The 12,481-nt window shown below is 70.5% G+C and carries 12 protein-coding genes; 5 read left to right on the top strand and 7 right to left on the bottom strand.

Going from position 1 to position 12,481, the window contains the following annotated elements; translation table 11 throughout:
* Window positions 1–37: 37 nt before the first annotated feature.
* From rsmG to rpmH, 6 genes are all read right to left on the bottom strand, one after another.
* Window positions 38–700 (bottom strand): 16S rRNA (guanine(527)-N(7))-methyltransferase RsmG, encoded by a 663-nt coding sequence (gene rsmG / locus JOE63_RS01415; RefSeq protein ID WP_087472625.1) that lies wholly within the window; start codon window positions 698–700, stop codon window positions 38–40.
* 239 nt (window positions 701–939) lie between these two features.
* A complete protein-coding gene (locus JOE63_RS01420; RefSeq protein ID WP_087470422.1) occupies window positions 940–1,467 on the bottom strand; it encodes a Jag family protein in 528 nt (175 codons plus the stop codon).
* 38 nt (window positions 1,468–1,505) lie between these two features.
* Entirely contained in the window at window positions 1,506–2,597 is a 1,092-nt protein-coding gene (gene yidC, locus JOE63_RS01425; protein WP_204538539.1) for a membrane protein insertase YidC, read from the bottom strand.
* A 60-nt stretch (window positions 2,598–2,657) separates the two neighbouring features.
* On the bottom strand, window positions 2,658–2,996 hold the full coding sequence (gene yidD, locus JOE63_RS21580; RefSeq protein ID WP_307839890.1) for a membrane protein insertion efficiency factor YidD: 339 nt from the start codon (window positions 2,994–2,996) through the stop codon (window positions 2,658–2,660).
* On the bottom strand, window positions 2,993–3,361 hold the full coding sequence (rnpA, locus tag JOE63_RS01435; protein ID WP_204538542.1) for a ribonuclease P protein component: 369 nt from the start codon (window positions 3,359–3,361) through the stop codon (window positions 2,993–2,995). Before rnpA ends, yidD begins: the two co-directional genes overlap by 4 nt.
* Before the next feature lie 6 nt (window positions 3,362–3,367).
* Window positions 3,368–3,505 carry a 50S ribosomal protein L34 gene (rpmH, locus tag JOE63_RS01440; protein ID WP_034225701.1) on the bottom strand — a complete coding sequence of 46 codons (138 nt, stop codon included), beginning with the start codon at window positions 3,503–3,505 and terminating at the stop codon, window positions 3,368–3,370.
* Window positions 3,506–4,051: 546 nt separating this feature from the next.
* On the opposite strand from rpmH, the gene dnaA reads away from it, so the two are divergent.
* The 5 genes from dnaA to JOE63_RS01465 all read left to right on the top strand — a co-directional run bounded on the left by dnaA (window position 4,052) and on the right by JOE63_RS01465 (window position 10,594).
* A complete protein-coding gene (gene dnaA / locus JOE63_RS01445; RefSeq protein ID WP_087470426.1) occupies window positions 4,052–5,470 on the top strand; it encodes a chromosomal replication initiator protein DnaA in 1,419 nt (472 codons plus the stop codon).
* A 1,031-nt stretch (window positions 5,471–6,501) separates the two neighbouring features.
* Window positions 6,502–7,632: a DNA polymerase III subunit beta gene (gene dnaN / locus JOE63_RS01450; RefSeq protein WP_204538545.1), complete on the top strand. Its 1,131-nt coding sequence runs from the start codon at window positions 6,502–6,504 to the stop codon at window positions 7,630–7,632.
* A 62-nt stretch (window positions 7,633–7,694) separates the two neighbouring features.
* Complete coding sequence (gene gnd / locus JOE63_RS01455) at window positions 7,695–8,600, top strand: phosphogluconate dehydrogenase (NAD(+)-dependent, decarboxylating) (RefSeq protein WP_204538548.1); 906 nt, start codon at window positions 7,695–7,697, stop codon at window positions 8,598–8,600.
* A 37-nt stretch (window positions 8,601–8,637) separates the two neighbouring features.
* Entirely contained in the window at window positions 8,638–9,945 is a 1,308-nt protein-coding gene (gene recF / locus JOE63_RS01460) for a DNA replication/repair protein RecF (RefSeq protein WP_204538551.1), read from the top strand.
* A 136-nt stretch (window positions 9,946–10,081) separates the two neighbouring features.
* Entirely contained in the window at window positions 10,082–10,594 is a 513-nt protein-coding gene (locus tag JOE63_RS01465; RefSeq protein ID WP_264028989.1) for a DUF721 domain-containing protein, read from the top strand.
* Window positions 10,595–10,727: 133 nt separating this feature from the next.
* Here the strand turns inward: JOE63_RS01465 and JOE63_RS01470 are convergent, their stop codons facing one another.
* Complete coding sequence (locus tag JOE63_RS01470) at window positions 10,728–12,269, bottom strand: hypothetical protein (protein WP_204538554.1); 1,542 nt, start codon at window positions 12,267–12,269, stop codon at window positions 10,728–10,730.
* Window positions 12,270–12,481: the final 212 nt, after the last annotated feature.

Below are 12,481 nucleotides of genomic sequence, written 5' to 3' on the forward strand. Positions count from 1 at the left end.
TGTCGTCAAGACATCCGTGCTGACGTCAGGGGCGGTTTCAGCGTGCCCCAGTCTGCCGCACGATGCGCACGACCGTGGTGGTCTCCACACCAGGAATCGTGGGTGCGTCCACGATCTCGGGTTCGCCCCCCTTGAGCCGTCGAAGCACCTTCCGGGCGGGCTCGATCTCTCGCGCCACGTTGCGGCCCTTCAGGACGATCATCTCGCCACCCGGTCGAACCAACGGCAACGACAGCCGCGCCAGCTTGTCCAGTGCTGCCACAGCGCGAGAGGTCACGGCGTCACACTCGAACGCACCGTGATACTCCTCCGCGCGGCCCCGCTTCACCTCGACGTTCGCGAGGCCCAGATCCGCCGCGATCTCCGACAACCAGGCACATCGCCGCTCCATCGGCTCGACCAGGTAGACGGAGGCCTGCGGGCGCATCGCGGCGATCACGATCCCTGGAAGGCCCGCGCCCGATCCGATGTCCGCGATGAGACCGGTCTGCGGGAGGAACGGGACGACCGCCGCGGAGTTCAGGATGTGCCGGTCCCAGATACGTGGGACCTCGCGCGGTCCGATGAGACCACGCAGTTCGCCCTCCTCACGGAGGCGGTCCGCGAACCGTTCAACGGTCGGGAACGACGCGCCGAAATACTCGGTCAACGCCTCCCGCGAGATCTGCGGTTCGGCGTCGCCGTCAGCCAGGCCGTGCATCGGCTCCTCTGTCTCCTCGTGATGGGGCACGCCACATCGTTTCACGTGAAACGCCCGACGGCGTGCCCGATCACCAGGTGATCCCGTCGACCGTGCGACTCTCCAGGTCCCCGCGCGCCCACCCAGCGCCGCCAGGCCTCTGCCACCGGCACGACACCTGCTTCTCAGGTGCCGTACAAGACGTTCGCCCCCCGTTTCACGTGAAACGGGGGGCGAAGGGCGTCTGACACGCGACTGCGTCAGTCGGCGGGGTAGATCACCACGTAGCGCTGGGGCTCCACGCCCTCGGAGTCGCTCCGGAGACCGGCTGCGGCCACCGCGTCGTGGATCACCTTGCGCTCGAACGCGTTCAGGGGCTCCAGCGACACCTTCGCCCCCTCGGACCGAACGCGTGAGATCGCGTCCTCGGCCTGTGCGGTGAGCTCACGGCGCCGAGCAGCACGGAAGCCGGCGACGTCCAGCATCAGTCGACTCCGCTCCCCGGTCCGCGCCTGGACGGCGAGTCGGGTCAGCTCCTGGAGCGCGTCGAGGACGTCACCGTCGTCACCGACGAGGGAACGCAGTGCCGCGGGGTCGTCGGCGACGATCTCGACGGCCGCGCGGTCGTGCTCGACGTCGATGTCGATGTCACCGTCGAGGTCGGCGATGTCGAGCAGCTCCTCGAGGTAGTCCGCCGCGATCTCACCCTCCTCTTCCAGGCTGGTGGTCTCGCGCGTCGACTCGTCGGTGACGGCCTCTTCAGGCGCAGGGGTCTCTGTGGGGGTCATGACGGTGCTCCTCACGGCGGGCGCGCTCGGGCGCGGGTCTACTTCTGCTTCTTCTTCTTGGGCGCAGGCTTGGGCGTCTCGGTGGACGACGAGCCCTTCGCGCCGTCGTTCGTCCCGGAATCGACGTCGCTCACCGGTGCGTCCTCCACAGAGGCGTCGTCAGCACCCACCGCTGCGGACGTCTCGACCGGGCGCGCAGCACCCTTCTGACGGTCCTTGCGCTTCGGCTGCTGACGCTGGCCGCGGGGCTGCTCGATCACGGGCGTGGCGTCCTCGACGATGCCCTTGGCCGCCTTCTTGCGGGCCTGCCGCTCCTTGAGGAGTCGCTCCGCCTCGGAGCCCGGCGCGGGCATGCGTCGGATCGTGTAGAACTGCTGCCCCATCGACCAGAGGTTCGTCGTCGTCCAGTACACGAGCACACCGACGGGGAAGTTGACGCCCGACACGGCGAAGATGAACGGGAAGACGTAGAGCATCATCTTCTGCGTCGACGCCATCGGACCCTCGAGCGCCGCCTTCGGCATGTTCTTCATCGTGAGCTGGCGCTGCGTGAAGAACGTCGTCGCGCACATGGCGACGATGAGCACGGCGATGACGATCTTCGTCTGCAGGTCGTCCGTCTGAAGAAAGACGTCGGACAGCTTCGCACCGAAGACGGACGAGCTCTCGATGTCGCTCGCGACCGCGGAGTTGATCGGACCGATCGGGTCATCCGTACCGTTGGAGATCGGCACCAGGCCGTTCAGGACCCGGAAGAGCGCGAAGAAGATCGGCGACTGCAGCAGGATCGGCATGCACGACGCGAAGGGGTTCGTCCCGTGCTTGCGGTACAGGTCCATGGTCTCGCGGCTCATGGCCTCGCGGGACGCCGGGTCCGTCTTCCCCTTGTACTTCTTCTGGATCGCCTGCATCTCGGGCTGCAGCATCTGCATCCCGCGCGAGGCCTTGATCTGCTTGAAGAACAGCGGGATCAGCAGGATACGGATGATGATGACCAGGCCGACGATCGACAGCACCCAGGCCGGGCCCGGACCGTCGGAGAACCCCAGATACGTCAGGCCCTGGTGGCACAGGTACATGATCCAGGCGACTACCCACTCGATGGGGTAGAGGATCGCGAAGAAGTCCATCGGTGACTGCTCCCTCAACTTCGGACAAAGCTTGTGAATCGCCCGTGATCGGGCTGCGGTCTAGTGCGTGTGTCGTGCCGGCGGAACGTCGTCGACCCCACCGAGGCTCCAGGGGTTGCAGCGCAGCAGCCGCCAGAGGGCGAGGCCCGTTCCGCGCAGCGCGCCATGACGACGCACCGCCGTGAGGGCGTACTGGGAGCAGGACGGGTAGTACTTGCACGTGGGCCCCGTCATCGGGGAGATCACCGACTGGTAGGCCCGGATCATGCCGATGAGAGTGAGCGCGGGGACGCGGCGCAGGACGGCGACGACGCGGCGCACGATGCCGGGAGCTCCGCGGCCGTCGACATCCTCGGGGGACGTGACGCCGGGACCGTCGACCGGGTGCGTGGTCGTCATCGATCCACGCCCGAGCGCTCATGGAGGCGCTGCACGGCGCGATCGAGGCCGCTGTCGAGATCGGCGCTCAGGACGGCGAAGGGCGCGGCGGCGGAGGAGGGGAGCGCGCGGACGACGGCGCGCCCGTGCGCGGGCAGCATGTCGAGGCGTGACGCGGTCGCGGCACGCAGACGACGCTTCACGAGGTTGCGGTGCACCGCGTTCCCCACTGCCTTGGAGACGACGAAGCCGACCTGTGGCTGCGCGTCCCCCTCACGATCCTCCGAGAGGTGCACGACCACGGTCGACCTACCCGCACGCACGCCGCGGCGCACCGCCCGCTCGAAATCGACGGAACGGCGCAGTCGGTGCGCCGCGGGGAGCACGTGGGATCAGGCAGAGAGCTCGGTGCGGCCCTTGCGACGGCGGGCAGCCAGGATGGCGCGGCCGGCACGGGTCCGCATGCGCAGCCGGAAGCCGTGGGTCTTCGCCCGGCGCCGGTTGTTCGGCTGGAAGGTCCGCTTGCTCACGAGGTACTCCAAGAACGTCGGGGAGGTACACCGTCTATGTCCTCGACGATGCAGTGACAGGTTCCGGTTGGAGCCTGTCGGTGGTTCAGGTGGTGCGCCGTGCGGTCGCCCGCTCGGGTCGTCGTCCAGGCACGCAGATCGAGTGGGCCATTGCTGGGGGCACCGGATCCTTGCAGGCAGCTCACGACGCGAGGCCTCGTGTCGAGTCTCCTCCACGCGGGCGCGCCAAGATCACCTGGAACGGCTGTCTGACGTTACGCTGAGCGACCCCTCCAGGTCAAACCAGGACGGGTGAGGTGTGCCCCCGGACGCGCACCGCGGTGTCGAGTCGCCACCGGCAGCGGAACGGCGCTGAGACCATGCTCACCCTATAACCCACAGCCTGTGGACAACTATGTGGACGAGGGGTTCCCATGGCACGATCGACCTCAGCATCACCACACCCGTGACCTTTCTTCGTCGGCGCACCCCGCCCGGCCCGTCAGCGCGCGCTCGACGGTCGGCCCTGCGCGCCGACGCACACCCTCGACCTGTGAGGAACTGCCCGTGGCCAACCCGGACGAGAACATCGCCGACGTCTGGGCGCAGACCCTGAGCATCCTCGAGGCGAGCCCGGACATCACGCCGCGGCAGATCGCGTTCATCCGGCTCGCCAAGCCCCTCGCGATCCTCGACGACACGGTCTTCATCGCGGTGCCGCACGAGCAGACCCGGACGTATCTCGAGACCCGCGTGCGCGACGAGCTCGTGACGGCGATGTCCTCCTGCCTCGGCCGCGACGTCCGCTTCGGCATCACGGTCGACCCGGAGCTCAGCTCGGACCCGGTCGTGGCACCTGCCTCTCGCCCCGCCGTGGAGCGACCGTACATCGAACCGGACGACGGTCTGCCCGACCTCCCGCCCCCTCCCCCGCCTCGCCCGCAGGCCGAGCCGAGCCGGCTCAACCCCAAGTACGTCTTCGAGACGTTCGTCATCGGGTCGTCGAACAGGTTCGCGCACGCCGCGGCCGTCGCCGTCGCCGAGGCGCCTGCCAAGGCCTACAACCCCCTGTTCATCTACGGGGACTCGGGCCTCGGCAAGACGCACCTGCTGCACGCGATCGGCCACTACGCGCACAACCTCTACCCCAACGTCCGCGTGCGCTACGTGAACTCCGAGGAGTTCACCAACGACTTCATCAACTCGATCGGCGAGGGCAAGGCCGGTGCGTTCCAGCGCCGCTACCGGGACGTCGACGTCCTCCTCATCGACGACATCCAGTTCCTCCAGGGCAAGGAACAGACGATGGAGGAGTTCTTCCACACCTTCAACGCCCTCCACAACGCCAACAAGCAGGTCGTCATCACCTCGGACCTGCCGCCCAAGCAGCTCAACGGGTTCGAGGACCGGCTCCGCTCGCGGTTCGAGTGGGGCCTCATCACCGACGTGCAGCCGCCGGACCTCGAGACGCGCATCGCGATCCTCCGCAAGAAGGCGTCGAACGAGCGGCTCGCGGCCCCGGACGACGTCCTCTCCTACATCGGCTCTCGCATCTCGACGAACATCCGCGAGCTCGAGGGCGCGCTGATCCGCGTGACGGCCTTCGCGAACCTCAACCGCCAGCAGGTCGACCTCCCGCTCGCCGAGATCGTCCTCAAGGACCTCATCACCGACGAGGACAGCGCAGAGATCACCCCCGCCGCGATCATCGCCCAGACGGCCGCGTACTTCGGCCTGACGATCGACGACCTCTGCGGGAGCTCGCGCTCGCGCGTCCTCGTCACCGCGCGGCAGATCGCCATGTACCTGTGCCGTGAGCTGACCGACCTCTCGCTGCCGAAGATCGGCCAGCAGTTCGGTGGCCGCGACCACACGACGGTCATGCACGCGAACCGCAAGATCACGGAGCAGATGGCGGAGCGACGGTCCACCTACAACCAGGTCACCGAGCTGACGAGCAGGATCAAGCAGCAGCGCCGGGGCTGAGGCCCGTCGCCGTGGGGGCCCGTACCCACCGCCCGCCCATGGAGTCCGGTCCGGGCTGTCGACAGGCAGCCGTGTCGGGGACCACCCATGACCAGGACCACCGTGCCGTGTCGTCCTCCGCACAGATCCACAGAGATGCCCACCGGGGTGCATCATCCTGTGGATACAGCTCGCCAGAGCGTCTCCGCACAGTCCACGGCTCCTCCATCACCGTGTCGTACACAGCGTGTGGGTCGAGTTGTCCACAGTCATCCACAGGGCGCCTGTGAGTTGTGACATCCGCGTGATCCAGGGATCGACGATCGACCACAGCGCTCGGCGGCGTTCCGCAACCCGCGGAGTGACGAGGGTTTTCCCCGGAATGGCTGTGGAAACGATGCACCGTGCACAGTCTGTGGACGGCTCTCCGATGACACGGTTGTGCATGCGTCTGTGGATAACTGTGGACGACGGGCCCTCAGGTGTGGATGACATGGCACCCGTCGGTGGACGACGTGTGGGGACAGATCAGTTGCCCACAGGGCGTGCGACTTTCCCACAGCGGGACCACCAGCTCGTCCACACGCAGTTTCGCCCTCTGACCTGCGAGGACACCTGTTTTCCACGCATTCCACAACCCCTATGACGACGACGAAAGTGTTATCAAGGGGGAATTCCACACGCCTTCATCAGGCTCCGACGGCCGACGTGCGCGACCGCTCCGACCACCCTGCCCGACGGTCCCACCGGCGACCAGCGGATCGCCCGTCGGCACACCGCGGACGCTCGCGACGATGCCCTGACGACGTCGGTGCACAGGACTGTCCCCAGCGACGTCGTTCCAGTTCCTCCCGACCGCCTCCTCGCGTAGGGTTCATGCACGACACGTGTGCGCGGACCTGCGACCCGAGCTCCTCGCGTCCCCCGCCACGGGCCTTCCCTCGAGCGGTCAGGACGTCCTCAGCCCGACGACGAGCCGTGCGCCGAGGCGCAGCCGGACGGCACATGTGAAGATCGAGTCCGATCAGGACGTTGGGACGAGAGGGTGTGGGATGAAGTTCCGGGTTGAGCGTGATGTCCTGGCCGACGCGGTGACCTGGACGGCGCGGACCCTGCCGACCCGCCCGCCCGCCCCGGTGCTCGCCGGTGTACGGCTCGAGGCGGACGCGTCCGGGACGATCGGCCTGTCGAGCTTCGACTACGAGGTCTCGGCCCGCTCGGAGATCCCCGCCGAGGTGAGCGAGCCCGGCACGGTGCTCGTGTCCGGGCGTCTGCTCGCCGAGATCTCCCGTGCGCTCCCGGCGAAGCCGGTCGACGTCGTCCTCGAGGGCAACAAGGTCACGGTGACCTGCGGAGCGAGCCGCTTCACGCTGCTCACCATGCCTGTGGACGAGTACCCCGCCCTGCCCGCGATGCCCGAGCTCACGGGAACGGTCTCGGGCGACGAGCTGACGAACGCCGTCGCACAGGTCACGGTGGCGGCGAGCCGCGACGACACCCTTCCCCTGCTCACCGGGGTCCGGGTCGAGATCGAGGGCGAGAAGATCACGCTCCTCGCCACCGACCGCTACCGCCTCGCGCTCCGGGAGCTCACCTGGACGCCCGTCACCCCCAGCTACTCGGCGGTGGCGCTCGTCCGGGCCCGCACGCTCAACGACGTGGCCAAGTCGCTCGGCAGCTCGGGCCTCGTGAACGTCGGCCTGAACACCGGCGCCGGGGTGGACCTCGTCGGCTTCGAGGCGGGCGGTCGCCACACGACGTCGCAGCTCGTCGACGGCGACTACCCCGCCGTGCGCCGGCTGTTCCCCGACGAGACCCCGATCCACGCCGTCGTGCCGACGGCGCCGCTCATCGACGCCGCCAAGCGTGTGTCGCTCGTCGCGGAGCGCAACACCCCGATCCGGCTGTCGTTCACGGACGGGCAGGTCGTGCTCGACGCGGGCCAGGGCGACGACGCACAGGCGTCCGAGGCGCTGGAGGCCGTGCTCGTGGGCGAGGACATCTCGGTGGCCTTCAACCCGCAGTTCCTCCTCGACGGACTCGGGGCCCTCGGGACGGACTTCGTGCGCCTGAGCTTCACGCACCCGAACAAGCCCGTGGAGTTCACCGGGCAGGACTCGCTGGACGGCGAGGACTCGTCGCACTACCGCTACCTGCTCGTGCCGATCCGCTTCGCGGGCTGACACCGCGAGGACCGCTCTCGCACCACCGCCTCGACCGCATCACCGCACCCCGGAGGACTCGCATGGTCACGCGCATCGGACTCGTCGGCCTGGGCAAGATGGGCAACAACATGCGGGCGCGCATCCGTGCCGCCGGCATCGAGGTGGTGGGCTACGACCCGCGGCCCGAGGTGTCGGACGTCGCGACCCTCGCCGACCTCGTCGCGGCCCTGCCCGACGACGGTCCGCGCATCGTGTGGGTCATGGTCCCCGCGGGAGAGCCGACCCGGGGCGTGGTGACGGAGCTCGGCGACCTGCTCGGCGCGGGCGACTTCGTCATCGAGGGCGGCAACTCGTACTACGCCGAGGACCAGGCGCGCGCCGCCGAGCTGAGCGAGAAGGGCGTGGGGTACCTCGACGTCGGCGTCTCGGGCGGGGTCTGGGGCCTCGAGAACGGCTACGGCCTCATGGTCGGCGGCGACCGCACGCACGTCGAGGCCGCCATGCCGGTCTTCGACGCCCTGCGCCCGGAGGGTCCCCGCGAGGAGGGCTTCGTCCACGCGGGCGAGGTCGGCGCGGGCCACTTCGCGAAGATGGTCCACAACGGCATCGAGTACGGGCTCATGCAGGCGTACGCGGAGGGCTACGAGCTCCTCGCCGCGAAGAGCGAGCTCGTCACGGACGTGCACGGCACGATGAAGGCGTGGACGCGCGGCACGGTCGTGCGGTCCTGGCTCCTCGACCTCTTCGTCAAGGCGCTCGAGGAGGACCCGCAGCTCGCCGCGATCGACGACTGGGTCGACGACTCCGGCGAGGGCCGGTGGACCGTCGACGAGGCCATCGACAACGCCGTGCCGCTGCCCGTCATCTCGGCCGCGCTGTTCGCGCGCTTCGCCTCGCGTCAGGAGCAGTCCCCGGCGCTCAAGGCCGTCGCGGCGCTGCGTCAGCAGTTCGGCGGGCACGCGGTGAAGGCCGCCGACCCGGCCTGACCGGTCGGCCGACCCTCACCCGGCACGTCCTCCCGCGATGTACGTCTCCCACCTGTCCCTCGTCGACTTCCGCTCGTACGAGTCCGTCGACGTCGAGCTCGTCCCGGGCGTGAATGCCCTCGTCGGGCCGAACGGTCAGGGCAAGACGAACCTCGTCGAGGCGATCGGGTACGTGGCGACGCTCGCGAGCCACCGGGTCGCCGGGGACGCGGCGCTCGTCCGGGCCGGCGCCACGCGTGCCGTCGTCCGGACCCGGGTCGTCCGGGGCGACCGCGCGAGCACCGTCGAGCTGGAAATCGCCTCCGGCCGCGCGAACCGGGCCCGGATCAACCGGTCCCCCGCGAAGCGGCCGCGCGACGTCCTCGGCATCGTGCGCACCGTCCTCTTCGCCCCGGAGGACCTCGCCCTGGTCAAGGGCGACCCGGACGGTCGCCGCCGGTTCCTCGACCAGCTCGCCGTCCTCCTGGTCCCGCGCGTCGCCGCGCTCCTCGCGGACTACGAGCGGGTGCTGCGCCAGCGGGGGGCGCTCCTCAAGTCCGCGACCGCGCTCCGGGGTCGCCGTGCGACCCGCCGCACCAGGGCCGCGGAGCCACCACCCGACGACGACGCGGCCGAAGGCACGTCGTCCCCGCTGGCGACGCTCGAGGTCTGGGACGCACGGCTCGCGAGCCTCGGTGCCGAGATCACGGCCCTGCGTCTCCAGCTCGTCGCGGCGCTCACGCCGTACGTCGCGGAGGCGTACGAGCAGGTCAGCGCCGGGCAGGGCGAGGCACAGATCGCGTACCGCTCGTCGGTCGACGAGGCGCTCGACCCGGACGGGGCCGCTGACGGTGTCCCCCCGCGGGGCGAGCCGGGCACCGACGGCGACGGCCCGACGTCGGGCCTCCCCGACGCGCCGACGCTCGAGAAGCGCATGCTGGATGCCATGCGGGCGGTGCGGGCGAAGGAGATCGAGCGCGGGGTGAACCTCGTCGGACCCCACCGCGACGACGTCGTCCTCACCCTGGGCGGCCTGCCGGCGAAGGGGTACGCGAGCCACGGCGAGTCGTGGTCGTTCGCCCTCGCCCTGCGCCTCGCGTCCTACCGGCTGCTCAAGGACGGGGCCCCGGCGGGGCTCGACTCCCTCCTGTGGGCGGACCAGTGGGGTCCGGACGGCGAGCCCGTGCTCGTGCTCGACGACGTGTTCGCCGAGCTCGACGTCCGGCGCCGCGAGCGGCTGGCCGAGCTCGTCGCGGGCGCGGGCCAGGTCATCATCACCGCCGCCGTCCCCGACGACGTCCCCGCGCTCCTGGACGGGGCGCGTTTCGCCGTCCATGACGGGACGGTGAGCCGTGTCGAGGACTGAGGGTGGCGCGTTCTCGTCCCACCACGGCGACGACCGCACCGAGCACGATGCGGCCCAGCCGTCCGCCCCCGGTGACCCTTCGCGGCGTGGCTCCACGGACGGGGAGAGCGCGGCGCCTCGGGCGACGGGGCTGCCCGTGGGGGACGTCGTGGAGCTGACGCCGCCGGCGGAGGTGGCGCGGCAGGCGCTCAACCGGGCGAAGGCGGCGGCGCGGGCGAAGGGGCTGCGGCCGGGGCAGGAGCCGCGCCGCCGGATCCTGGCCGACCCCCCGACGTCGGGCGCCCGACCGGGCGGCCGCGACCCGCAGCTCCTGGGCGACGTCGTCGCGCGGCTGCTGCGGGAGCGCGACTGGGTCGCCGACGTGTCGGTGGGTGGCGTCGTCGGGCGGTGGCGCGAGGTGGTCGGCGACCAGGTGGCGGACCACTGCGAGCCGGAGACGTTCGAGGACAAGGTCCTCGTGGTGCGGGCGGACTCGACGGCGTGGGCGACGCAGGTGCGCCTGCTCGCACCACAGCTCCTCGAGCGTCTCGCGCGCGAGGTCGGCGAGGGCGTCGTGGAGACGGTGACGGTCCTCGGGCCGGCAGGCCCGAGCTTCCGGCGCGGCAAGAAGTCGGTCCGCGGACCCGGCCCGCGCGACACCTGGGGCTGAGTGCCCGACGGCGCGGCCTCGCGCCGTCCTGAGGGCCGCGCCCGGGCGCGGCGTGCTCGGACACGACGAGGCCCGCCGTGACCGGGGCACGGCGGGCCTCGCGGGTGGTGACGGTCAGGTCACCACGTCGGGGTCAGGACTGCACGCGGCGGCGCAGCCAGAACACCAGGACACCGCCGCCGACGAGCAGGGCGGCGAAGGCCGCGGCGCCCGCGACGGTGGCGCCAGTCGTGGCGAGCGCGGGGCCGCCGGGCTCGGCGGGACCGGCGACGTTCTCGACCGCGACCGGGGCGACGGGCGGGTTCGCGCAGGCGCTGGTCGCGGGCGGGTAGGTGACGACCGTCGAGTACGACGGGTTCACCTCGAAGAGGACCTCCACGCCGTCACGCGTCCACGCGAAGTTGCCCTCGGTCTCCGTGTACGAGCCGTCCTCGTTGCGGACGAACCCGGGCCACTGCTGGGGCTCCGCGGCCGAGGCGCCGGGCCACAGGAGCGTGCCGCTGAGCGGCTGGCCGGTCACGACGTGGTCCTCGCCGCCGTTGGGGTGCAGGAACGTGATGGTGAGCGGGTTCTCCTCGTCGACGGTGACGCCCTCGGGCAGCGCGACATCGTAGCCGAGGTAGGGGACGTCGCCCTGGCAGACCGCCTCGATCGCGCCCGGGACGAGCGCGCACGCCTCCTCCGCGGGAAGCAGGTCCGCCACCGGGAACAGGGCGCTGCGTCCGTCCTCGGCGACGACGTAGCCGAGCTGCGCCGTCTCCTCGGAGAACTCGACGGTGGCGTTCTTCGGCTCGGCGACGACGCCCTCGGCCGTCGCGGTGTAGCGGAACTGCTCGGACTCGGCCGGGACGTTCTCCCCGGTCAGCTCGGTGCCGCACACCTCGACGGCGGCGGGGACCTCCGGCGTCGCGGGGGCGACCACCTCCTCGTCGACCGGCCCGGGGGTGTCGCACGCGCCCTCGGGGAAGAGGTTGGCGAGGTCCTGGTGGTCCCACGAGATCAGCGTGCCGTCGGGGAACTCGCCGAGGTGCTTGCCGTCGGGCGAGTAGCGGATGTCCGTCGGGAGCTCGTCGAGCCCGCCGGGCAGGTCCACGAGGTCCTGCTGCACGGCCCACGCGGTGCACAGGTCCTCGGTGGTGACGTCGGGGACGATGGTGCGCGCGACGGCGCGCACCTCCTCCAGGTCGAGAGGCGCGACGAGCCAGGTCTTGTCCCACGGCTTCTCGGGCAGGGCGAGCTCGTCGCTCGTGACGAGCTTCTGCGGGCCGGAGTTCTCCCAGGCGGCGGGGCTCTTCGGGTCGAGCTTGGGGTAGACGTACACCCCGACCTGGACGGGTGCGTCGGCGGGCTGGCACGGCTTGGTGGTGCCCTCCCAGGCCGCGTCGTAGCGGTCGTGGTCGGAGGCGTCGACGGCGACGCTCCACGTGTGGGCCACGGTCGGGTCGAGCTGATACGTCTTCGAGAACCGGCCGTCGAAGTTGCGCGGCTCGAGCGTCTTCCCGTCGACGACGACGGTGAGCCCGTTCCCGGAGGCGTACGCCCAGAGATCGACCTTGAGGCTCTGGCAGTCGGCGACGGGCTCGCCGCTGTGGGCGGAGGCAGGTGCCGCGGTGGCCACGAGCAGGCCGCCGAGTGCGAGCACTGTCGCTGCAGCGCTCGCGAGGAGTCTCTTCACGAGGTGAGGGTCCCTTCGGGGTGAGGCCGCCCGCACGCGGATCACTCCTGCGCGGACGACGCGCGAATCATGATTGTGTGTGGTATTAGACCACTTTCCACGTGAAATGCCGATTCCCGACTTGTCACCGGAGGGAGCGTTCCCACGACCTGGACGGCGAGCCCGGCGTCCGGGCTGCGGCGCGCGTGCCGAGGCGTCTCTCCGAGCGGTGG

This window comes from Cellulosimicrobium cellulans, assembly GCF_016907755.1.
Taxonomy (GTDB): Bacteria; Actinomycetota; Actinomycetes; order Actinomycetales; family Cellulomonadaceae; genus Cellulosimicrobium; species Cellulosimicrobium cellulans_D.